Annotated in this window: 19 protein-coding genes; 11 read left to right on the plus strand and 8 right to left on the minus strand. The window is 71.7% G+C overall.

The window, feature by feature from the left end; all coding sequences use genetic code 11:
* Window positions 1–41 precede the first annotated feature (41 nt).
* Window positions 42–932: a M56 family metallopeptidase gene (locus C1A17_RS00560; RefSeq protein ID WP_101649733.1), complete on the minus strand. Its 891-nt coding sequence runs from the start codon at window positions 930–932 to the stop codon at window positions 42–44.
* A gap of 23 nt (window positions 933–955) precedes the next feature.
* Complete coding sequence (locus tag C1A17_RS00565; RefSeq protein ID WP_245873343.1) at window positions 956–1,315, minus strand: BlaI/MecI/CopY family transcriptional regulator; 360 nt, start codon at window positions 1,313–1,315, stop codon at window positions 956–958.
* Between the two features lie 260 nt (window positions 1,316–1,575).
* On the opposite strand from C1A17_RS00565, the gene C1A17_RS00570 reads away from it, so the two are divergent.
* The 3 genes from C1A17_RS00570 to cydC are packed head-to-tail and all read left to right on the plus strand — an operon-like array spanning window position 1,576 to window position 7,698.
* Entirely contained in the window at window positions 1,576–3,159 is a 1,584-nt protein-coding gene (locus C1A17_RS00570) for a cytochrome ubiquinol oxidase subunit I (protein WP_101649737.1), read from the plus strand.
* Window positions 3,160–3,172: 13 nt separating this feature from the next.
* Window positions 3,173–4,210, plus strand: coding sequence for a cytochrome d ubiquinol oxidase subunit II (cydB, locus tag C1A17_RS00575; RefSeq protein ID WP_101649739.1), 1,038 nt, complete (start codon window positions 3,173–3,175; stop codon window positions 4,208–4,210).
* The gene (gene cydC / locus C1A17_RS00580) at window positions 4,207–7,698 is read left to right on the plus strand and encodes a thiol reductant ABC exporter subunit CydC (protein ID WP_101649741.1); all 3,492 of its coding nucleotides are present in this window, start codon (window positions 4,207–4,209) and stop codon (window positions 7,696–7,698) included. The genes cydB and cydC overlap by 4 nt, the downstream gene beginning before the upstream one ends.
* 34 nt (window positions 7,699–7,732) lie before the next feature.
* Here cydC and sepH read toward each other — a convergent pair whose 3' ends face one another.
* Window positions 7,733–8,860 (minus strand): septation protein SepH, encoded by a 1,128-nt coding sequence (gene sepH, locus C1A17_RS00585; RefSeq protein WP_180953170.1) that lies wholly within the window; start codon window positions 8,858–8,860, stop codon window positions 7,733–7,735.
* Window positions 8,861–9,052: 192 nt separating this feature from the next.
* On the opposite strand from sepH, the gene C1A17_RS00590 reads away from it, so the two are divergent.
* Window positions 9,053–10,174, plus strand: a complete 1,122-nt coding sequence (locus tag C1A17_RS00590) for a ferrochelatase (RefSeq protein ID WP_101649745.1) — start codon at window positions 9,053–9,055, stop codon at window positions 10,172–10,174.
* 19 nt (window positions 10,175–10,193) lie between these two features.
* Here C1A17_RS00590 and C1A17_RS00595 read toward each other — a convergent pair whose 3' ends face one another.
* Window positions 10,194–10,424: a hypothetical protein gene (locus C1A17_RS00595; RefSeq protein ID WP_101649747.1), complete on the minus strand. Its 231-nt coding sequence runs from the start codon at window positions 10,422–10,424 to the stop codon at window positions 10,194–10,196.
* A gap of 252 nt (window positions 10,425–10,676) precedes the next feature.
* Between C1A17_RS00595 and C1A17_RS00600 the strand changes: the two genes are divergently transcribed.
* Window positions 10,677–10,976, plus strand: a complete 300-nt coding sequence (locus C1A17_RS00600) for a DUF4193 domain-containing protein (protein ID WP_101649749.1) — start codon at window positions 10,677–10,679, stop codon at window positions 10,974–10,976.
* Between the two features lie 108 nt (window positions 10,977–11,084).
* On the opposite strand, the gene C1A17_RS00605 is transcribed toward C1A17_RS00600, so the two are convergent.
* The gene (locus C1A17_RS00605) at window positions 11,085–11,546 is read right to left on the minus strand and encodes a DUF3093 domain-containing protein (protein WP_101649751.1); all 462 of its coding nucleotides are present in this window, start codon (window positions 11,544–11,546) and stop codon (window positions 11,085–11,087) included.
* Window positions 11,547–11,679: 133 nt separating this feature from the next.
* On the opposite strand from C1A17_RS00605, the gene dut reads away from it, so the two are divergent.
* The 3 genes from dut to C1A17_RS00620 are packed head-to-tail and all read left to right on the plus strand — an operon-like array spanning window position 11,680 to window position 13,386.
* On the plus strand, window positions 11,680–12,138 hold the full coding sequence (gene dut, locus C1A17_RS00610; protein WP_245873345.1) for a dUTP diphosphatase: 459 nt from the start codon (window positions 11,680–11,682) through the stop codon (window positions 12,136–12,138).
* A 49-nt stretch (window positions 12,139–12,187) separates the two neighbouring features.
* Complete coding sequence (locus tag C1A17_RS00615) at window positions 12,188–12,985, plus strand: DUF3710 domain-containing protein (protein ID WP_101649755.1); 798 nt, start codon at window positions 12,188–12,190, stop codon at window positions 12,983–12,985.
* A gap of 35 nt (window positions 12,986–13,020) precedes the next feature.
* The gene (locus C1A17_RS00620) at window positions 13,021–13,386 is read left to right on the plus strand and encodes a single stranded DNA-binding domain-containing protein (protein WP_101649757.1); all 366 of its coding nucleotides are present in this window, start codon (window positions 13,021–13,023) and stop codon (window positions 13,384–13,386) included.
* On the opposite strand, the gene C1A17_RS00625 is transcribed toward C1A17_RS00620, so the two are convergent.
* A complete protein-coding gene (locus C1A17_RS00625; protein WP_101649759.1) occupies window positions 13,372–14,058 on the minus strand; it encodes a potassium channel family protein in 687 nt (228 codons plus the stop codon). The genes C1A17_RS00620 and C1A17_RS00625 overlap by 15 nt on opposite strands.
* Window positions 14,055–14,726 carry a potassium channel family protein gene (locus tag C1A17_RS00630; RefSeq protein ID WP_101649761.1) on the minus strand — a complete coding sequence of 224 codons (672 nt, stop codon included), beginning with the start codon at window positions 14,724–14,726 and terminating at the stop codon, window positions 14,055–14,057. Before C1A17_RS00630 ends, C1A17_RS00625 begins: the two co-directional genes overlap by 4 nt.
* Window positions 14,727–14,767: 41 nt before the next feature.
* Here C1A17_RS00630 and C1A17_RS00635 point away from each other — a divergent pair, with 41 nt between their 5' ends.
* The gene (locus C1A17_RS00635; protein WP_342750285.1) at window positions 14,768–16,792 is read left to right on the plus strand and encodes an APC family permease; all 2,025 of its coding nucleotides are present in this window, start codon (window positions 14,768–14,770) and stop codon (window positions 16,790–16,792) included.
* Window positions 16,789–18,111 carry a class I SAM-dependent RNA methyltransferase gene (locus C1A17_RS00640; RefSeq protein WP_101649765.1) on the plus strand — a complete coding sequence of 441 codons (1,323 nt, stop codon included), beginning with the start codon at window positions 16,789–16,791 and terminating at the stop codon, window positions 18,109–18,111. The genes C1A17_RS00635 and C1A17_RS00640 overlap by 4 nt, the downstream gene beginning before the upstream one ends.
* Before the next feature lie 89 nt (window positions 18,112–18,200).
* Here C1A17_RS00640 and C1A17_RS00645 read toward each other — a convergent pair whose 3' ends face one another.
* Entirely contained in the window at window positions 18,201–18,422 is a 222-nt protein-coding gene (locus C1A17_RS00645; RefSeq protein WP_101649766.1) for a hypothetical protein, read from the minus strand.
* Window positions 18,423–18,726: 304 nt separating this feature from the next.
* Here C1A17_RS00645 and acnA point away from each other — a divergent pair, with 304 nt between their 5' ends.
* Window positions 18,727–21,408 carry an aconitate hydratase AcnA gene (acnA, locus tag C1A17_RS00650; RefSeq protein ID WP_101649768.1) on the plus strand — a complete coding sequence of 894 codons (2,682 nt, stop codon included), beginning with the start codon at window positions 18,727–18,729 and terminating at the stop codon, window positions 21,406–21,408.
* Window positions 21,409–21,447: the final 39 nt, after the last annotated feature.

A 21,447-nucleotide genomic window follows, 5' to 3' on the forward strand; every position in this document is an offset into this window, starting at 1 on the left:
CACCGGGGACCGTGCGGTGAGCGCTGCCCGGGACCGCGTGCTCAGGCGAGGAGCGCGGCGGCGAGGAGCAGGCCCGGGAGCAGGACGAGGGTGCCCGCCGCGCCGAGGGTGAGAGCGCGGACGCGCCGCCGGGTCGGCGGCAGCTCCCGCGAAAGCCGCGCGCGGCGCGCTGCGGTGAGCCGGGAGCTCCGGTCGCCGAGGTGCACGCGCTCACCGATCCCGATCGCCTCGGCGAGGGAGTCGGCGCCGACGGACCCGCGCGCCCGGTCGTCGGCCATGAGCTCGCTGAGCGCCGACACCGCCCGGAGCGCGGTCGATGTCGCCGGGACGAAGGGCAGGGCCCGGTTCCAGGCCGCGAAGGGCAGCACGAGCACGTCGTGGTGGTAGTCGAGGTGCGCCTGCTCGTGGGTGACGACGGCACGGCGCTGCTCGGCGGTGAGCACCTCGAGCAGACCCGTCGACACCACCGTCGTCCCGGACCTCCCCGGCAGGCAGTAGGCCACCGGGCTGTCGCTGCGGAGCACCCGCGTGTTCGGGAGCTCGTCGGAGGGCTCGGTGAGCACCCCGATGAGCGTGCGATGCCGCTCCCGGCGGCGCCGCACGACGGCGGCCTGCACGAGGAGCGAGCCGAGGAGGCGGACGAGGAGGAGCGCTGCGAGGGCGAGGAGGAGCCACTGCCACCATGCGCGCGCGGAGAGGGCCGCGATGTCGGAGATCTCGAGCAGCCCGTCGCCGAGCGACCCGGACAGCGGTGCGGCGGCGAATACCACCGCGGTGCCGATGAGGGACAGTCCGCCGGCGAGCCCGACCGCCTGCCACAGGACGAGACGGGACACCGGGTCGATCGTCCGTGGCCGGCGGGCGAGCAGGAGCGGCACCGGCCACGCGAGGACGAGGGCCAGCAGCGCGAGGAGGGAGCCGATGAGGAGCATGGGTGCGCCCGGACGGGCGGCGCTCAGCGCTCCGCGGGCGCGGGTCGGAGCAGGGAGGACAGGAACGCGGCGTCGGAGTCCGGCACCGACCCGAGGAAGCGGGCGAGGACCGCGTGCCGGTCCGGGGCCTGATCGAGCACCTCGGTCATGAGCTCGGCGACGTGCTCCTCCCGGCTCGACACCGCGAGGTAGCGATGAGGGCGCTCGGCGCGCACGCGCGTGACGAACCCCTTCTTCTCAAGACGGGTGAGCACGGTGTGCACGGTGGTGAGCGCGGGTCCGCGCTCGCTCAGGTGGGCGCGGAGCTCGGCCGCGGTGAGACCGGCGGAGCGGTTCCACAGGGCGTCCATGACGCTGTGCTCGAGCTCGCCCAGATGTCCCACGTCGTCCTCTCCGATCCGTCGTCCGGCGGCGCTGCCGTACCGGGTCCGATGACATGCGGCGATCGTCGTGCGACGACCCCGGCGGCGGTGCGCTCCGCTACCGGATTCTAGCCCTGGATCCCGGGACCGCGCCAGCATACGAGACAGTTCTGTGTCAGTTCTGAGCGGGAAACCGGTTACCCGGGAGTTGGAGTAGTCTTCGAGGCGTAGAGCACCCTTTCCGCCCGGCCCCTCTGCGCCCCGCGGCGACGCTATTGGAGATGTACGTGGAACTCGATCCTGTCCTCATCGGCCGGTGGCAATTCGGCATCACCACCGTCTACCACTTCTGGATGGTCCCCCTCACCCTCGGCCTCGGCCTGCTCGTCGCGATCCTGCAGACGATGTACCACCGGACCGGCAACGAGGTGTGGCTGCGCGCCACGAAGTTCTGGGGAAAGCTCTACCTCATCAACTTCATCATGGGCGTGGCCACCGGCATCGTCCAGGAGTTCCAGTTCGGGATGGCGTGGTCGGAGTACTCCCGCTTCGTCGGCGACGTGTTCGGCGCCCCGCTCGCGATGGAGGCGCTCATCGCCTTCTTCCTCGAATCGGTGTTCCTCGGACTGTGGATCTTCGGCTGGGGCCGGCTGAGCCGCAAGCTCCACCTCGGCGTCCTGTGGGCCGCGGTCATCGGCTCGTGGCTCTCGGCCTACTTCATCATCGTCGCCAACTCGTGGATGCAGCACCCGGTGGGCGTCGAGCTCATCGACGGCCGTCCGGTGATGACCGACGTGTTCGCCGTGATGACGAACAGCACCGCGCTCGCCGCGTACTCCCACGCCCTCGCCGGCGCGACTGCCGTCGGAGCGGGCTTCCTCCTCGGCATCTCCTGGTACCACCTGTGGCGCCGCCGGGTCGACGGGATCGACACCGTCGACGACGCCGGCCGCGTGGTCGTCGGATCCGCGCCCGAGGTGCCCGGCCGCGACGAGAAGGACTACACCGTGTGGTGGCGCTCGCTGCGGATCGGCGGCTGGACCGCCGTCATCGCCTTCGTGCTCGTCGCGATCACCGGCGACATCCAGGCCAAGCTCATGTACGAGCAGCAGCCCATGAAGATGGCCTCGGCCGAGGCGTCGTGCCACGACGGCACCGCGTTCTCCGTCCTCACCGTCGGCGACCTCACCTCCAACAGCTGCGACGACGTCGTCCCGATCATCGAGATCCCCGGTGTGCTCTCGTTCCTCGCCAACAGCGACTTCAGCACCGAGGTGCCCGGCGTCTCCACCCTCATCCCGGAGTACGAGGAGGCCTACGGCACCCACATGCCGGAGGGCGACATGTACGGCGCCTACTCGGGCCAGGAGATCGACTACCAGCCCTCGATGGTCGTCACCTACTGGGGCTTCCGCATGATGATCGGCTTTGGAGTCCTCGCCGCCGCCGCCGGAGCGTTCGCGCTCTGGGTGACGCGCAAGGGCACGGTGCCGCGCTCGACGTTCCTCACGCACCTCGCGCTGTGGGGCATCACCGCGCCGTTCATCGCGAACTCCGCCGGCTGGATCTTCACCGAGATGGGCCGCCAGCCCTTCGTCGTCGCGCCTAACCCCGACCCCTCCGGCATCGACGGGGTGTTCCTCTACACCGCGGCGGCGATCTCGCCCTCGGTGACCCCGGGCGAGCTCCTCTTCTCGCTCATCTCCCTCACCCTCGTCTACGGCGTGCTCATGGTGTTCGAGCTCGGACTCATCATCAAGTACGTCAGAGGCGGCGTGGTCTCGGCCATGCCGGAGATCGACACCACCAACTACAAGCCCACTGTGGACCAGAGCGACGACGACGTCCTGTCGTTCGCGTACTGAGGAAGGACAGGACATGGAACTGCTGCCGACGATCTGGTTCGTGCTCATCGCCGTGCTGTGGCTGGGCTATCTCTTCCTCGAGGGCTTCGACCTCGGCGTCGGGATGCTCCTCAAGGGATTCGCCAAGGACGAGCGCGAGCGCCGCCTGCTCCTCAATACCATCGGCCCGGTGTGGGACGGCAACGAGGTGTGGCTGATCACCGCGGGCGGTGCCACGTTCGCGGCCTTCCCGATGTGGTACGCCTCGCTGTTCTCCGCGCTCTACCTCCCGCTCACCCTCGCCCTCCTCGCGCTGATTTTCCGTGCGGTGTCGATCGAGTACCGCGGCAAGGGCTACTCGGACCGCTGGCGCGCCGGCTGGACCTGGCTCCTCTCCGGCGGATCGCTCGTCGCGGCGTTCTGCGTCGGCGCGATGCTCGCCCTCACCACCACGGGCATGCCGCTCAACGAGAACGGCGACAACGTCGGCGGGCCGTTCGCGTGGCTCACCCTGCCGGCGATCGTCGGCGGACTCGGCGTCGTGGGATTCTGCATCCTCCACGGGCTGCTCTACATCACCCTCAAGACCGACGGGCCGGTCCGGCACCGTGCGCGCCGCGTCGCCACCGTCGGAGCGCCTCTCCTCCTCCTGCCGATCGTCGTGTGGGTGGTATGGGTGCAGCTGCTCAACGGGAAGCTGCTCGGCTGGGCGATCATCGTCGCCGCCGCCGCGTGCGCCGCGGTGATGTGGGTGATGATCCGGGCGGGCCGCGAGAAGCCGGCGTTCATCGCCCAGGCGCTGTTCCTCGTGCTCGGCGTGACGTCGATCTTCACCAACGTCTACCCGAACGTCATGCCCTCGACCGTCGATCCGGCGTTCTCGCTCACCGTGGGCAATGCCTCGTCCTCGGACTACACGCTCACCGTCATGCTCATCGTGGCCGTGATCTTCGTGCCGATCGTGCTCACCTACCAGATCTGGGTCTACCGGGTGTTCGCCCGCCGGCTCACGGTCGAGCACATCCCGGCCGCGCACCAGGTCCCGGTGGCGATCCGCAGCCACCACCAGTGACTCCGAACCGCGGCCCCGCCTCCATCGCGCTCGCCTCCCCGCAGGGGAGGCGGGCGCTGTGGCTCCTCGGCGCCATCGCCTGCCTCAAGGCCCTCGGCCTCGTCCTCGTCGCCGAGGGGATCGCCCGCGGAGTCGTCGGCCTCATCGGGTCCGAGCCGGTCACCGGCGCCGTGATCGTCGGTGCGCTCGGCGCCGCGGTGCGCGGTGCGGCCGTGTGGGCCTCGCGGACCGCGGGGGCGCGCGCGGCGATCGGGGTCAAGGCCGACCTGCGCGCGGCGCTCGTGCGCCGCACCTTCGCCGGGTCGACCCGGGACCTCCCGGTGTCCGACGGAGCGCTCACGCTCGCCGCCACGCGCTCGCTCGACGACCTCGACGACTACTTCACCTCGGTGCTGCCGGCGCTCACCGCCTCGGCCGCGATCCCGGCCCTCATCATCGTGCGGATCGCGTTCTCCGACTGGGTGAGCGCGGGCATCATCGTCCTCACGCTGCCGCTCGTCCCGGTGTTCATGGTGCTCATCGGCCGGTACACCGCCGAGCGCGTGGCGGACGCGACGACGTCCCTCGACCGGCTCTCCACCGCGCTCGTCGAGCTCGCCCGCGGACTCCCGGTGCTCGTCGGGCTCGGCCGCGTGCTCGCCCAGACGAAGGCCCTGCGCGCCACGAGCGAGACCTACCGCGACACGACGATGCAGACCCTGCGCGTCGCCTTCATCTCCGCCCTCGCACTCGAGTTCCTCTCGACGATCTCCGTCGCGCTCGTCGCGGTGTTCATCGGCGTGCGCCTGGTCTACGGCACCATGGAGCTGTCCGACGGGCTGTTCGCCCTCATCCTCGCCCCCGAATGCTTCCTCCCGCTGCGCCAGCTCGGGGCGGCCTTCCACTCGACGGAGAACGGGATGGCCGCCTTCGACCGGGTGCGCGCACTCATCGGGCTGCACGTCGCCCGCCCGGCGGCGGTGACAGGATCGTCGGCCGAGTCGACGGCCGCGGCCGGACCGGTGACCGTGCGCGGCCTCTCGGTGCGTCATCCCGGACGGTCCCGCGCCGCACTCGGCGCCCTCGACGCCGACATCCCCGCGACCGGGCTCACGGTGCTCCGCGGGCCGTCCGGTGCCGGGAAGTCCACGCTCCTCGGGGTCCTCGCCGGGCTCGTCCGCGAGGACGGCGGCACCCGGATCCGCGGGACCGTCACCGGAGTGCCCGAACGCATCGCGCTCGCGGGACAGGCCCCGCGCACGACCGCGCCGACGATCGGTGAGGAGCTCGCCCTCCACGGGCCGGCGGACGTGCGCCCGGAGGACACCGCGGCGTGGCTGTCGATGGCCGCACTCGACCGCGATCCGCTCACCCCGTGCGCCGCGCTCAGCCCCGGTGAGCTCCGCCGGCTCGCCCTCGCCCGCGCCTTCGCCCGGGTCGGGTGCGGTGCCGGGCTCCTCCTCGTCGACGAGCCCACCGCACACCTCGACCCCGAGGCCGCCGCGGCGGTGCAGCGCAGCCTCGCCGAGGTCGCGGGCAGCATCGCGGTCGTCGCCGCCACCCACGACCGCGACCTCATCGCAGCCGCGGACCACCGGATCGAGATCCGGCTCGGGACCACCGCCCCGGCGGGGGAGTCCCCGGTCGCAGACGACCGGGACGATCAGCCTGCCGCGGCCGCCGACGCCCTGCCCACCGGTTCACCCGCGGTCGCCGCTGCGGCGAGCGGGGAGGACGACGCCCTCCGCACGGGTGCGCGCGGTGCCGCGCACGTCCCGAGCGGGTTGGAGTCGGTCGACGACCGGCCGGACGACGACCGGCCGGACCCGGTGCGAGCGGACCGCGAGGACGGTGCCCCCGGCCCCCGGCTGCCCCTCGGCGCGGTGCTCCGCCGCCTCGTCCGCGCCGTCGACATGCGCTCGCCGCGCTTCCTCCTGTCCGTGCTGTGCGGGGTCGGCGCCGTCGCGGCCGGCGCGGCGCTCACCGGGGTGTCGGCCTGGCTCATCGTCCATGCCGCCTCCCAGCCGCCGATCATGTACCTCCTCGTGGCGATCGTCGGCGTGCGCTTCTTCGGTCTCGCCCGCTCGGTGCTCAAGTACGCCGAGAGGCTCACCCTGCACCGGGCGATCCTCGATTCGCTCACCCGGCTGCGCGAGCGGATCTGGCTCGCGTTCGCGCGCACGGGGACCGCGAACCGCACCCTGCTGCGCGGCGAGGTCGCGCTGAGCCGCCTCATCGCCGACGTCGACGACGTCCGCGACCTCGCGCCGCGCGTCGTCCTCCCGCCCGTCGTCGCGGTCGTCGTCGCGGCTGCCGCGGTCCTCACCCTCGCCCTCATCCATCCCGCCGCCGCGCTCCTCATGGCCGTCGGCGCCGTGCTGTGCCTCATCGCGGCCCCGCTCCTCACCCGGATCGCCGACCAGCAGGCCACGAGCGCGACCCGGCGGGCCCGCACCGCGGTGCTCTCCGCGCTCGCCGGGCTCCTGTGGTCGCGCGAGGACCTCGCGGTCAACGGGGCGGCACCCCGGGCCGTCCGCGGATTCCTCGCCGCCGACGCGCGCGCCGCCGCCCACGAGACGCGGGCCGTGCGCGCGACCGGGGTCGGCGAGGCGGTCATCACCGCGGTGGCGACCCTCACCGGTGTGCTCATGATCCCGGTGCTCGCGCCCGCCGTCGAGGCGGGGATGCTCAGCGGCGAGCTGCTCGCCGTCGCGGTCCTCCTGCCGCTGGCCCTCATCGACTGCTTCATCGACGCGCTCGCCTCCGTCCAGCAGTGGCCGGCGCTCGTGCAGGTGCTCGCGCGGGTCGACGAGCTCGACGCGGACGCCGCCGCGGAGCTCGGCTCCGGGGCCGGTCCGGAGCGCATCGACGCGCTCGACCTCGATGCGGTCGCCGCCACCTGGCCGGGCATCGCGACCCCGGTGTTCAGCGACGTCACCGCCCACATCGACGCGCGCGAGTGGACCGCGGTGACCGGGCCCTCGGGATCGGGCAAGACCACTCTCGTCAGCGTCCTCCTGCGGTTCCTCGATCCGAGCGCGGGGGAGTACCGCATCAACGGGCGGCCGACGGGAGATCTCGGGCCGATGGACCTCGCCGGCCGGGTCTCGTGGTGCCCGCAGGAGGCGCACGTGTTCGACTCGAGCCTGCGCGCGAACCTCCTCATCAGCCGGCCGGTGGACGACGCGCCCGACGACGCCGAGATCCACGCTGTCCTCTCACGGGTGGGGCTGGCGGATCTCGCCGCCGACGCCGGGCTCGATGCGCGGATCGGCGCCGGGGGAGCGTACCTCTCCGGCGGGCAGCGTCAGCGGCTCGCGGTGGCCCGGACCCTGCTCGCGCGCTCACAGGTCGTCGTCCTCGACGAGCCGACGGCCCACCTCGACGCGCAGATGAGCGCGGACCTCATGGCGGATCTGCGGAGCGGGCTCGACGGCCTCGCCGTCGTCCTCGTCACCCACGATCACGGGCTCGTCGGAGCCCACGACGTGAGCATCGCCCTCGACTGAATCGGGCGGGACCGGTGCGGTGCGCGGACGGGCGTCAGTCGCGCTTGGAGCCGAACATGATCTCGTCCCAGCGGGGGACGGAGGACCGGCCCTTGCGGCGCGGGGCCTCGTCCTCGGCGGGACGCGGGATCGGTTCGGTGTCGTGGGCGGAATCGGACACGCCCGGCTCGTCGAGCAGCGAGGGATGATCGTCGTGCACGCCCGGCACCGGGCCCGGCTGCTCCGGCGAGGATTCGGCCGGCAGCGGGAACACGCCCGCGTCGGAAGCCTCCTCGGGAGCGCTGAGCGCGGTGTGCGCGCCGTCGGGATGGGCGGGCGGCTCGTCGGTGACCGCGCGCAGCGATCGGCGGGGACCCGAGTGCACGGCGTCGGCCGAGGAGTCCGGACGGTCGAGATCGCCGAGGCCGTCCGGCTCGGTGGCCGCAGCGCCCCGGCGGCCGCGCCGGCGGCGCAGGCTCTCGAGGATGCGGCCGGTCTCGGCCATGTGGCTGCCGCGGGGGGAGTCCTCGTGGTGATGGGCGCGGCCGTCCTCGGCCTCGATGTTGAAGACGCGCTCGGATCCGCTGCCGTAGTTCGGGATCGGCCCCGAATCGCTCGGCCCGGCGTCGGACAGCCAGCGGGCCTCGTCGTCGAGCGGGGAGATCGACCCGCGGGCGTACTCCCAGCCCGCGCTGCGCTCCTTCTCCGCCGCGACGAAGCTCAGCTCGACGTACCACGTGCCGGAGGCCTGCTTCCAGGCGTCCCAGCGCATAGTGTCGAGGTCGACGTCGCGCATCCGGAGCCGCTCGCGGCACAGGCCGAGGAGCTGCTTGGGGCTGCCGTCGGGATCGTTCTCGGGATACACGAGGCACTGCCCGGCCCGGTTGGCGATGTGGGCGCGCTCGGCGAGCACCGGCCCCTCGTAGACCTGCACGTGGTCGACGGTGGCGCCGGTCGCCTCGGCGACCTCCTCGGTGGTCATGCCCGACCGGATCATCGCCTGGATCTCCCGTGGGCGCACCGGTTCCCCGGCGGCGCGGATCCGGGCGAGGCGGTTGCGGTCGCGACGGACGGCGGCATACAGGCTCTCGTCGATGGGGAGCAGATAGTCGTTGCCGGCACCGTCCGACAGGACGAGGTGCTCTTCGTCGTCGTGCACTCCGCGCAGCGTCAGCTCCGTCATATGCGTCAAACCTCCAGTCATGACCGTGGTCCGATCGTTTCACGAAGTCGCGGACGGGAGCGGGAGGCGCCCGGGCGAGTCGCGAGAACCCGCGCGCCGGGCACGCTCCTGCGGGCGTTCGCGGTGCGAGACGCGGCTTCTCGGGCTCGTCCGCGCGATCGGCCGGGGTGTCCGGATCAGTAGACTGGGCGGATGAATACTTCGAGCCTCGCACCCTTCGACGCCCTCGTCCTCATGTCCTTCGGCGGACCCGAATCCGAGGAGGAGGTGCTCCCGTTCCTCCAGAACGTCACCCGCGGCCGGGGGATCCCCGACGAGCGGCTCGTCGAGGTCGGCGAGCACTACTACGGCTTCGGCGGGAAGTCCCCGATCAACGATCAGAACCGCGCGCTGCTCGCCGAGCTCCGCCGCGAGCTCGAGGAGCGCGGCATCGACACCCCGGTGGTGTGGGGCAACCGCAACTGGGATCCCTACCTCACCGACGTCGTGCGCGAGGAGCACCGCGAACACGGCCGCACCCGGTTCCTCGCGATCGACACCTCGGCGTACTCGAGCTACTCCTCGTGCCGCCAGTACCGGGAGGACTTCGCGAAGACGACGACCGCGCTCGCGGAGGAGGGGATCGAGGTCGAGTTCGACAAGATCCGCCAGTACTACAACCACCCCGGCTTCACCGCGGCCGAGCTCGCCTGCGTGCGGCAGGCGCTCGCGGACTTCACCGCCGAGGTCGGCGAGCTCGACCCCGAGCGGCACCGGGTGCTCTACGTCACGCACTCGATCCCCGACACCATGCAGGACGCCTCGGCGGTGATGACCCGCGGCTACCGCGCGCAGCACGAGGAGCTCATCGAGTGGATCGCCGGGGAGCTCGGCGAGGAGCTGCCGCTGCCCTCCGAGCTCGTCTACTGCTCACGCTCCGGCGCGCCGCACATCCCGTGGCTCGAGCCCGACGTCAACGATCGGATGGAGGAGCTCAGGGCCGAGGGCGTCGAGGGCGTCATCGCGGTGCCGATCGGATTCGTCTCCGACCACATGGAGGTCAAGTACGACCTCGACACCGAGGCCGCCCAGACCGCCGCCGAGCTCGGCCTCGCCTACGTCCGGGCGGCGACGGTGGGCGTCAAGCGGGAGTTCGTCTCCGGCCTCATCGACCTCGCGCTCGAGCGGGCGGCCCAGCGGCGCGGCGAGCCCGTCGAGTCGCCGGCCGTGACCGGCCAGGGGCCGTTGGGGCCCGGCACCGGGGCGTGCTCGATCGAATGCTGCCGGGGCAGGATGGACAGGCCCGTCCTCCCGCAGTGGGAGACGGTGGGCTGAGACGCGGACGGCGCCGGGGTCAGCGGCCCTCCGGCGCCTCCTCGACGATCGGGATCGCACCGGTCTCGGTGTCGAGGACCTGCTGCAGCTCGCGGGTGTCGACGTCGTTGCGCTCCGCGAGCCGCACGAGTCCCTCGAGCTCGCCGAGCAGCGAGTCGACGGCGAGCTCGTTGTCCTCGAGACGCGCGGTGGCGATGAGCTCCCGCAGGGCTGACACGTGTCGGTGGAGCTCGGCCTCGAATTCGCTCATGGGTGCTCCTTCCGGGGTGCCGGCGACCGGGTGATCCCGATCGCCGGGTGGGGATCGTCGTCCGGCCATTGTTCCAGATCAGCCCGACTCCTGTCAGACCCGCGACGCCGTCGGAGGATGAACAGCGGATGACAAGGAACATTCCCCGGCGACGCTGTCTTGCCAAATCGTGGGACGCAGTGCAGAATGCTTGGGACATTGCACCCCAGGCGCGCTTCCACCCCCACCATTCGCGGAGAGTGATCAGTCCACATGGCGACAGACTACGACGCCCCTCGTAAGCAGGACGAGGACCTCAGCAACGACTCCATCGAGGAGCTCAAGGCCCAGCGCACGCAGCAGCAGGCGAGCCAGGTCGATGAGGACGAGGCCGTCGCCGCCGAAGGGTTCGAGCTCCCCGGTGCCGATCTGTCGAACGAAGAGCTGTCGGTGCGCGTCCTGCCCAAGCAGAACGACGAATTCACCTGCATGGAATGCTTCCTCGTGCGTCACCGCTCGCAGCTGGCGAGCGAGGACGGCGGGGTGCCGATCTGCACCGACTGCGCCGGCTGATCCCGCAGACACCGCGCCGCGAGCACGAGGCCGTCTCCCCACGGGGAGGCGGCCTTCCGCATGCCCGGCGCGGGTCGGGCGGAATGCGCCGAGGTCCTGCGGGGCGCCTCAGCGCTCGGTGAGCGCTGCGGCGAGCGCGCGCGGCCGGCGCGAGGACACGAGCCAGTACGGGGTGGGGTCGGCGGGGTCGTCGATGACGACCTTGACCACGGTCTTCACCCACGGGCGGATCATGAGGTAGGCCCGGGCGTCGAGCTCCGCCCCGCGGGCGACGAAGGAGTCGCGCTCGTCGTAGGGGATCGCCTCGGCGACGAATCGGCGGTCGATGTGGGCGGGTCCCGCGCGCAGGGCGTCGCCGGTGACGACGACGGGGGAGGACATCGACCGCAGCCAGGCCGCCGCGAGGACGAAGACGACGATCGGGACGACGAGGGCGCCGAACTCCCACACGGGGTACACCATCGCCGCCGTCATCGCTGACAGGAGGGCGGTGACGATCCACCACGACACGGGCGGCCACAGCCGCTCGGAATAGCGCACGGCGGTGTCCGATCCGGGAAGAGCACTCATGCCCCCATCCTCCCACAGCGTCGCTCGCGCGGGCCGTCCGGCCGGTTCCGGGAGCCGACCCCGGCGACCCGCGGGCCGGGAATCCCGGTCCGCGCTTGGGCGAGCCGCCTCCGCACCGATAGAGTGCGGCACTGTGACCATCGAACACGAGACCATCGCGCTGCTCCGCCTCGATCCGGAGCTGCCGGTCCCTGCCTACGAGCACGACTCCGATGCCGGGGCGGACCTATGCGCACGGGACGACGTCGTCCTGCGGCCCTTCGAGCGCGCGCTCGTCCCCACCGGGATCGCCCTCGCGCTGCCGGAGGGGTTCGCCGGGTTCGTCCACCCGCGCTCGGGCCTCGCGGTCCGCAGCGGACTGTCGATCGTCAATGCGCCGGGCACCATCGATGCCGGGTACCGCGGCGAGATCAAGGTCCCGCTCATCAACCTCGACCCGAACACCCCGATCGAGCTCAGCCGAGGCGACCGGATCGCCCAGCTCGTGATCCAGCGCGTCGTGCACGCCCGCTTCACCCCCGTCGACAGCCTCGAGGTCTCGGCCCGGGGCGAGCGCGGCTTCGGATCGACCGGCGGCTTCGCCGCCGACTGACCGGCCCGGCCCGCACCACCACGTGACCCCCACCCGAAGGAAGGACAGCATGGGACTCTTCGATCGCTTCCGCAGGTCCGCACCCGCCGAGGACGCCGACGACCGCACCGACGCACCCGGCACCGAGGAGGACCTCGACGACGTGCTCACCGACGAGGAGCCCGACACCGCCGCCGAGGACGCTGCGGACGAGGACGAGGAGGACCTCGCCAAGGCCGCGCCGCTCGATCGCCTCGACGCGGGGCCGTGGGACTCCGAGGAGAAGTTCGGGGAGGAGAACCGGATCGACCTCGGCGCCCTCCGGATCCCGGTCCGCGACGGCATGCAGGTCCGCCTCGACGCCGAGGAGGGCACCGAGCGGATCCTCGCGGTGACCCTCGTCCACCGGGGCGGGGCCGTCCAGCTCCAGGCCTTCGCCGCCCCGCGTTCCGAGGGCTTGTGGACATCGGTGCGGACCCAGATCCGCGACAACGTCGCGCAGAAGGGCGGAGTCGTCGACGAGCTCTACACTGCGCTCGGCACCGAGCTCCTCACCCGCATCCCCGTCCGCACGAAGGACGGGAAGGCCGCCGCCCGCGTCGCCCGCTTCGCCGGGGTCGACGGACCGCGCTGGTTCGTGCGCGGGGTCTTCACCGGCAAGGCCATCACCGACGAGGCGGTGCGCGACGACCTCGTGGCGATCTTCCGCGGGACCGTCGTCCACCGCGGCACCGAGGCGATGCCCCCGCGCGATCTCCTCGTCCTCACCCCGCCGAAGGCCGCCGCGAAACCGGCGCCCGAGAAGCCGGGCCGCGACGACGACATCGATCCGTTCGAGCGCGGCCCCGAGATCACCGAGGTCCGCTGAGTGCGCGTGCAGGCGAAGCCCGGGGAGGGCCGCCGATGAGCGCCCTCGGTCGGCTCCTCGACCGGTTCGGCTCGAAGGACGTCGAGGCGGACGAGGACATCCACGCCGCGAGCGCGGTGCCCGACGCGATCCCGCTCGCGGAGCTGCCGCTGCGCGAGGCGACCCGGGTCGCCGGAGTCGTCGTCGCGGTCACCCGGTCCCTGCCCCACGAGTCCCCGCGCCTCGACATCGTCATCAGCGACGGCACCGGCTCGGCCGCGGCGCGCTTCCTCGGCCGGCGGGAGATCCCGGGGGTGGCGGCCGGTCGCGTCATCGTCCTCGAGGGCCGCTTCTGCGCCCAGGACGGCGGGGCGCGGACCGTGAATCCCGCCTACCGGCTCATCGGCTCAGCGGCCGAATGAGCCGGCGGGCCGCTCGTCGGCCCCGAGGAGCGCGCGCAGCGGCTCGATCCGGTCCGGCGCGACGACGAAGAACAGCTCGTCGGCCGGCTCGATGACGTCATCGGCCGAGGGTGCGATGACCTTCCCATTGCGGAGGACGGCGACGAGGACGGTGTCGCCGGGCCAGGACACCGCACCCACCCGCTCACCGCACACCTCGGCGCGCTCGCCGACGGTGAACTCCATGAGCGCCGCCTGGCCCCGGCCGAGGTCGAGCAGGTGGACGAGACCGCCGACCTCGACCGCCTCTTCGACGAGCGAGGTCATGAGGCGCGGGGTCGACACGGCCACGTCGACGCCCCAGTTGTCGTCGAACAGCCATTCGTTGCGCGCGTTGTTCACCCGCGCCACGGTGCGCGGCACGCTGAACTCGGTCTTCGCGAGCAGGCTGAGGACGAGATTGGTCTTGTCGTCGCCGGTCGCCGCGACGACGACATCGGCCTCGGAGATCCCGGCCTCGTCGAGCCCACCGAGCTCGCAGGCGTCGGCGAGCACCCAGGCCGCGCCCGGCACCCGGTCGCGGCGGATCGCCTCGCTGCTGCGGTCGATGAGCACGACCGTGTGATCGCGGCCCAGCAGCTCCCGGGCGACCGAGCGCCCGACGGAGCCGGCCCCGGCGATGACGACCTTCATTCGACGTCCTCCTGGGTGAGCGGCTGGTCGAGGGTGCGGGTGATCTCGTCGAGGTCGTCCTTCGCGCAGACGAGGTGCACGAGATCGCCGTCCTGCACGAGGGTCGTCGGCGTGACGAGCACGCCCTCCCCGGTGCGGGTGACGTAGGCGACGCGGGCGGGCACGGCGGATTCGATGTCGGCGACCGGCCGGGCCACCCAGTCCGGGTGGAGATGGACCTCGGCGAGCACGAGGCGGCCGGAGGGCTCCCGGAACTCGGTGACGGCGCCCTGCGGGATGAGCCGGCGCATCATCTGGTCTGCCGTCCAGCGCACGGTCGCCACCGTGGGGATGCCGAGCCGCTCGAAGATCTGGGCGCGGCGCGGGTCGTAGATGCGGGCGGCGACGTTCGTCACCCCGAAGGTCTCGCGGGCGACGCGCGCGGCGAGGATGTTCGAGTTGTCGCCGGAGGACACCGCGGCGAAGGCGTAGGCCTCGCCGGTGCGCGCCCGCTCGAGGGTGTCGCGGTCGAAGCCGACGCCGGTGACCGTCTCGCCCCGGAACGCGTCGCCGAGCGCCCGGAACGCGTCCGGGTCCTGATCGATGACCGCGACGGTGTGACCGGCCGCATCGAGCGCGGTCGCGAGCGAGGCGCCGACCCGTCCGCAGCCCATGATGACGAAATGCATCCGCGCGGACCCCCTTCCCTCGTGGCCTACCATTGGTGCTCGTGGCACGCAGATTCTCCGATGCCGTCAAAAGACTACTCGTCGGACGGCCCTTCCGCAGTGATCACTTCCGCAGGGAAGCGCTGCCGAAGCGACTCGCCATGCCGGTGTTCGCCTCCGACATGGTCTCCTCGGTGGCCTACGCCCCGGACGAGATCCTCCTCGCGCTCTCCCTGTCGGGCCTCGTCGCGCTCACCGTGTCGCCGTGGATCGGGCTCGCCGTCGGCGCCGTCATCCTCGTCATCGTGCTGTGCTACCGGCTCAACCTCCGGGCCTACCCGTCCGGCGGCGGGGACTACGCGGTGGCGAGCACGAACCTCGGGACCCGCGCCGGGCTGCTCGTCGCCGCCTCTCTGCTCGTCGACTTCGTCCTCACTGTCGCGGTGTCGATGACGGTGTTCGCCGGATACATCGGTGCGATGATCCCCGAGCTCAAGCCCCACAAGGTCGTCATCGCCGTGGGCGGCATCGTGCTCGTCACCCTCGCCGGGCTGCGCGGCAGCGCGAGCATCCGCCGGTTCCTCGCGATCCCCACCTACCTCTTCATCCTCGCGGTGTTCGCGACGGTCGCGGTCGGCACGTACCGGGTCGTCACCGGCGACACGCCGGTCGCGGCGACGAGCGGCTACAGCGTGCTGCCGATGGCCGAGGAGGAGACCGCACTCATGGGGCTGGCCGCGGTCTTCATCATCCTCCGCGCATTCTCGTCGGGCTCGGTCGCGCTCGCCGGGGTGCAGACCGTGGCGATGGCGGTGCCGGGCTTCCGCGCTCCCCGCGGTCGCAACGCCGCGGCCACCCTCCTCCTCACCGGCGCGCTGTCGGCGTGCATGCTCGTCGGCCTGACCTGGCTCTCGGCGGTCATCGGCATCAAATACGTCGCCGCTCCGAGCGAGCAGCTCGTGGCGCGCAGCGGATCGCCCATCGGCGCCGACTTCGAGCAGGACCCGGTCCTCGGCCAGCTCGCGCAGGCGGTGTTCTCCGGGTTCCCGTTCATGTTCTACGTCGTCGCCGCGGTGGCCGCGCTCGTCCTCCTCGTCGCCGCGAACACCTCGGTCGAGGGGTTCCCCGGGCTGGCCTCGCGGCTGGCCCGCGACGGCTTCCTGCCGCGCCAGCTCGCCTCCCGCGGCGACCGATTGACCTTCTCCAACGGCATCCTCCTCCTCGCCGCGGCCGCCGCTGTGCTCGTCGTCGCCTTCCGCGCCTCGGTCCCGGACCTCATCGAGCTCTACCTCGTGGGGGTGTTCACCGCGTTCGTCCTCGGACAGCTCGGCATGATCCGCCACTGGACGGTGCGGATCCGTCGCATCGTGTCCTCACCAGTGCGCCGCCGCATGCAGCTCAACCGCGTGGTCAACGGACTCGGCTTCGTCCTCACCGCCCTCGTCCTCGTCGTCGTGCTCGTGACGAAGCTCGCCGGCGGGGCGTGGATCGCCGTCGCGGCGATCGCCGTGCTCTACCTCGTCATGGGGCTCATCCATCGGCACTACACCCGAGTCGACTCCGAGCTCGCCCCCGACGAGGACGACGAGTCCGCGCGCACGCTGCCGCCGAACACGCACGCCGTGGTCGTCGTCACCGAGATCCACAAGCCCATGCTCCGCGCCCTCGCCTTCGCGCGGGCGAGCCGGCCGACCTTCCTCAACGCGATCACCGTGGCCGTCGACGAGGACGCCGCCGTGCGGCTGCAGGACCGGTGGGACGAGATGGACCTCCCGGTGCCGCTCACCATCCTCGACTCGCCGTACCGCGAGCTCGTGCGACCGGTGATGAACCACATCACGAATCTCCGCCGGCGCTCGCCGCGCGACCTCGTCATCGTCTACATCCCGCAGTACATCGTCGGCCGCCGGTGGGAGAACCTGCTCCACAACCAGACGTCGCTGCGCCTCAAGTCCCGCTTGCTGTTCGTCCCCAACGTCGTGGTGGCGAGCGTCCCGTGGCGACTCCGGTCGTTCACCCGCGCCCGCGACCAGCTCATCCGCCGTGCCGGGGACATCGACGCCGAGTCCTTCCGGGAGCTCCGATGAGCGCCCGGGGAGCCCGCCCGGACGCCGGTGCCGGCGGGGGAGAGCGCACGCTCGAGCTGCGCGTCACCGCGCCCGCGGCCGGGGGAGAGTCGATCGCCCGGCACGACGGCCGCGTCGTGTTCGTCACCGGGGCGATCCCGGGGGAGACCGTCCGCGCCCGCATCACCGAGGAGCGCTCCCGGCTGCTCCGCGCCGAGGTCGTCGAGGTCCTCGATCCCTCGCCCCACCGGGTGCCGGACCGGCGCTCGGCGCTCGGTGCGCCGGGGGTGGGCGGCATCGAGTTCGCCCACGTCGAGCTCGCGCACTCCCGGAGGCTCAAGGAGGAGGCTGCGGCCGACCAGTTCACCCGCCTCGGCGGGCTCGACCGGGTTCCCGCGGTGAGCCCAGCCGCCCGCGAGGCCGTCGGCGGCACGGGGCTCGACTGGCGGACCCGCGTGCAGCTCGCGGTCGACGACTCCGGGCGACCGGGCATGTACGCCGCCCGCTCGCACTCCGTGGTCCCGGTGGGGACCCTGCCGCTCGCAGTGCCCGAACTCGACGCGCTCGGGCTCCAGCGCCTCGTGCTGCCCGGACTCACCCGGCTCGAGCTCGCCGCCGGGACCGACGGCGGTGCGGTTCTCGCCCACGGCCGGCTCTCCCGGACGTCGGCCGAGGCGCTCGGCGCCGCGCTGCAGGAGGCCTCCGGGAGTTGGAGCCTGCTCTCGCGGACCCGCGGCGCCGGTCGCAACCGGGGCGGCGGCGCCCGTGCGCGGGTCCGGGTGCTCTCGGGCGACGGGCGGGTGCGCCAGCGCGTCGCCGGCGTCGAGCGCACGTTCGCCATCGCCGCCGACGGGTTCTGGCAGGTCCACGTCGATGCGGCCGCCGAGCTCTCCCGCCGGGTCGTCGACGCGACCGCCGGGGCGTCGCGGGTGCTCGACCTCTACTGCGGCGCCGGCCTGTTCTCCGTGGCGATCGGGGAGGCCCACGGGGTCCCGGTGCACGGCATCGAGGGCTCGGACGCGGCGATCGACGCCGCCCGGCGGGCCGCCACCGGCCTCGACGCGGAGTTCGACACCGCTCGCGTGGAGCGGCTCACGACGCTGCCCGAGGCCGACACCGTGGTGCTCGACCCGCCCCGCGCCGGCATCGGCGCCGCGGTGGTCGCGCTGCTGTGCGGATCGGCGGCCCGCAGGATCGTCTACGTCTCGTGCGTCGGGGCGACGTTCGCCCGCGACGCCGCCGGCCTCGTCGCCGGCGGGTTCCGCATGACGGGCACCGAGGGCATCGACCTGTTCCCGCTCACCGCGCACACCGAGTTCCTCAGCGTGTTCGAGCGCTGAGACGCCGCCCGGGCACAGCGGACCGGGGGCGCGCCTCGGCTGAGGCGCGCCCCCGGTGGACGGGTCCGGCGGTCCGACCCGCCCCGGTGTCAGTAGGTGCCCGCGTACTCCGTGCGGGTGTGGGCGGGCGAGCGTTTCTCGAGCAGCGCGAGGACGATGAGCGCGACCCAGGTGAAGAGGAAGCCCCACAGCCCCCACCAGAACGTCGAGCGGGCCTTGCCGCGGGCGACGCGGCGGCAGATCCAGGCGAACAGCAGGCCGAGGAGGAGGGCGCCGAATCCGAATCCGGCGCCGAGGGTGATCGGGTCCATGGCGACTCCTTGCGTCGGGGGGCGCGCTGCGGGATGCATGCGCTTCTGTCCCGTACAACCATGATGACCGGCCCGGCGATTCCCGGCGCGGGGGATTCCCACCGATCCCACAGACGGGAACCCGTCCCGGCAGGCGGGAACCCGGCCCGGATCGGTGGATACCGCGGGCCGAATGCGATAGGATTTATCTTGACGTCAAGATATCTTCGGAAACATTTGTGTCACCTAAATCGACGCAGAGGTCGTCCAGCGGCCGGGTTTCCGTGCGAACCGATATCTCGTGCCAACGAACAGGAGACACACGATGAGCAACGTCGACAGTTTTTCGTCGAAGGGCACCCTGGAGGTCGGCAGCAAGTCCTATGAGATCTACCGCCTGTCGGCGGTCGACGGATCTCAGAAGCTGCCCTTCAGCCTCAAGGTGCTGCTGGAGAACCTGCTGCGCACCGAGGACGGTGCCAACATCACGGCGGATCACATCACCGCTCTCGCCCAATGGGACCCGAGCGCGGATCCGGACACCGAGATCCAGTTCACCCCCGCCCGCGTGGTCATGCAGGACTTCACCGGCGTGCCCTGCATCGTCGACCTCGCCACGATGCGCGAGGCCGTCAAGGACCTCGGCGGCGACCCCGCGAAGATCAACCCGCTCGCCCCGGCCGAGCTCGTCATCGACCACTCGGTCCAGATCGACGCCTTCGGCTCCGAGGACGCCATCGAGCGCAACATGGACATCGAGTACCAGCGCAACGGCGAGCGGTACCAGTTCCTCCGCTGGGGCCAGACCGCGTTCGACGACTTCAAGGTCGTCCCCCCGGGCATGGGCATCGTCCACCAGGTCAACATCGAGTACCTCGCCCGCGTCGTCATGGCCCGTGAGGTCGGCGGCGTCACCCGCGCCTACCCGGACACCCTCGTCGGCACCGACTCGCACACGACGATGGTCAACGGCCTCGGCGTGCTCGGCTGGGGCGTGGGCGGCATCGAGGCCGAGGCCGCGATGCTCGGCCAGCCCGTCTCGATGCTCATCCCGCGCGTCGTCGGCTTCAAGCTCACCGGACAGATCCCCTCGGGCGTGACCGCGACCGACGTCGTGCTCACCATCACCGACATGCTGCGCCAGCACGGCGTGGTCGGGAAGTTCGTCGAGTTCTACGGCCAGGGCGTGGGCTCCGTGCCGCTCGCCAACCGCGCGACCATCGGCAACATGAGCCCGGAGTTCGGCTCGACCGCCGCGATGTTCCCGATCGACGACGTCACCGTCGAGTACCTCAAGCTCACCGGCCGCTCGGCGGAGCAGATCGCGCTCGTCGAGGCCTACGCCAAGGAGCAGGGCCTGTGGCACGACCCGTCCGTCGAGGTCGAGTACTCCGAGTACCTCGAGCTCGATCTGTCGACCGTCGTGCCCTCGATCTCCGGCCCCAAGCGTCCGCAGGACCGGATCGAGCTCGCCGACGCCAAGTCGCAGTACGCGAAGGACATCCACAACTACGCGCAGCCCGGCGACGAGGACAAGTCGACGGCCGTGTCGATGCCCGACGGCCGCAGCTTCGACCTCGCCAACGGCGCGGTGGCGATCGCCTCGATCACCTCGTGCACGAACACCTCGAACCCCTCGGTGATGATGGCCGCCGGCCTGCTCGCCCGCAATGCGCGTGAGAAGGGCCTCAACTCGAAGCCGTGGGTCAAGACCTCGATCGCTCCGGGGTCCAAGGTCGTCACCGACTACTACACCAAGGCCGGTCTCATCGACGACCTCGAGGCGCTCAACTTCTTCATCGTCGGCTACGGCTGCACGACCTGCATCGGCAACTCCGGCCCGCTCGAGGACGAGATCTCCGCAGCGATCCAGGACAACGACCTGTCGGTCACCGCGGTGCTCTCCGGCAACCGCAACTTCGAGGGTCGCATCAGCCCGGACGTCAAGATGAACTACCTGGCCTCCCCGCCGCTCGTCATCGCCTACGCGCTGGCCGGCACCATGGACTTCGACTTCGAGAACCAGCCGCTCGGCCAGGACTCGGAGGGCGCCGACGTCTACCTCAAGGACATCTGGCCCAGCCCGGAGGAGATCCAGTCGGTCATCGACTCCTCGATCGACACCGACATGTTCTCCTCGGAGTACGGCACGATCTTCGACGGCGACGCCCGCTGGCAGCAGCTCGACACCCCCGAGGGCAACACCTTCGAGTGGGATCCGAACTCGACCTACGTGCGCAAGCCCACGTACTTCGACGGGATGACCAAGGAGACCTCGCCGGTCGAGGACATCACCGGCGCCCGCGTGCTCGCGCTGCTTGGGGACTCGGTCACCACCGACCACATCTCCCCGGCGGGATCCTTCAAGGCCGACACCCCGGCCGGCAAGTACCTCGTCGAGCACGGGGTGGAGCGCAAGGACTTCAACTCCTACGGCTCGCGCCGCGGCAACCACGAGGTGATGATCCGCGGCACCTTCGCCAACATCCGGCTGCAGAACCAGCTGCTCGACGGCGTGCAGGGCGGGTTCACCCGCGACTTCACGCAGGAGGGCGGTCCGCAGACCACGATCTACGACGCCTCGGTGAACTACCAGGAGCAGGGCATCCCGCTCGTCGTGCTCGGCGGCAAGGAGTACGGCACCGGCTCCTCGCGCGACTGGGCGGCGAAGGGCACCAAGCTGCTCGGCGTGTCCGCGGTCATCGCGCAGAGCTTCGAGCGCATCCACCGCTCGAACCTCATCGGGATGGGCGTGCTGCCGCTGCAGTTCCCGGCCGGCGAGTCCGCCGAGACCCTGGGTCTCGACGGCACCGAGACCTACGACATCTCCGGCGTGACCGCTCTCAACGAGGGCACCACTCCGAAGACCGTCAAGGTCACCGCGAAGAAGGACGGCGGCGAGACCGTCGAGTTCGACGCCGTCGTCCGGATCGACACCCCGGGTGAGGCCGACTACTACCGCAACGGCGGCATCCTCCAGTACGTGCTGCGCTCGCTCGTCGACTGAGTCGACGCAGCGCCGCACCGGCGCCGCCGCTCATCGAGC

The sequence above is a fragment of the Brevibacterium ihuae genome, assembly GCF_900184225.1.
GTDB lineage: Bacteria > Actinomycetota > Actinomycetes > Actinomycetales > Brevibacteriaceae > Brevibacterium > Brevibacterium ihuae.

Coding starts and splice junctions, on each gene's coding strand:
- C1A17_RS00560 (WP_101649733.1), bottom strand. CDS start 932: ATGCTCCTCATCGGCTCCCTCCTCGCGCTGCTGGCCCTCGTCCTCGCG.
- C1A17_RS00570 (WP_101649737.1), top strand. CDS start 1,576: ATGTACGTGGAACTCGATCCTGTCCTCATCGGCCGGTGGCAATTCGGC.
- cydB (WP_101649739.1), top strand. CDS start 3,173: ATGGAACTGCTGCCGACGATCTGGTTCGTGCTCATCGCCGTGCTGTGG.
- sepH (WP_180953170.1), bottom strand. CDS start 8,860: ATGACGGAGCTGACGCTGCGCGGAGTGCACGACGACGAAGAGCACCTC.
- C1A17_RS00590 (WP_101649745.1), top strand. CDS start 9,053: ATGAATACTTCGAGCCTCGCACCCTTCGACGCCCTCGTCCTCATGTCC.
- C1A17_RS00595 (WP_101649747.1), bottom strand. CDS start 10,424: ATGAGCGAATTCGAGGCCGAGCTCCACCGACACGTGTCAGCCCTGCGG.
- C1A17_RS00600 (WP_101649749.1), top strand. CDS start 10,677: ATGGCGACAGACTACGACGCCCCTCGTAAGCAGGACGAGGACCTCAGC.
- C1A17_RS00605 (WP_101649751.1), bottom strand. CDS start 11,546: ATGAGTGCTCTTCCCGGATCGGACACCGCCGTGCGCTATTCCGAGCGG.
- C1A17_RS00615 (WP_101649755.1), top strand. CDS start 12,188: ATGGGACTCTTCGATCGCTTCCGCAGGTCCGCACCCGCCGAGGACGCC.
- C1A17_RS00620 (WP_101649757.1), top strand. CDS start 13,021: ATGAGCGCCCTCGGTCGGCTCCTCGACCGGTTCGGCTCGAAGGACGTC.
- C1A17_RS00625 (WP_101649759.1), bottom strand. CDS start 14,058: ATGAAGGTCGTCATCGCCGGGGCCGGCTCCGTCGGGCGCTCGGTCGCC.
- C1A17_RS00630 (WP_101649761.1), bottom strand. CDS start 14,726: ATGCATTTCGTCATCATGGGCTGCGGACGGGTCGGCGCCTCGCTCGCG.
- C1A17_RS00640 (WP_101649765.1), top strand. CDS start 16,789: ATGAGCGCCCGGGGAGCCCGCCCGGACGCCGGTGCCGGCGGGGGAGAG.
- C1A17_RS00645 (WP_101649766.1), bottom strand. CDS start 18,422: ATGGACCCGATCACCCTCGGCGCCGGATTCGGATTCGGCGCCCTCCTC.
- acnA (WP_101649768.1), top strand. CDS start 18,727: ATGAGCAACGTCGACAGTTTTTCGTCGAAGGGCACCCTGGAGGTCGGC.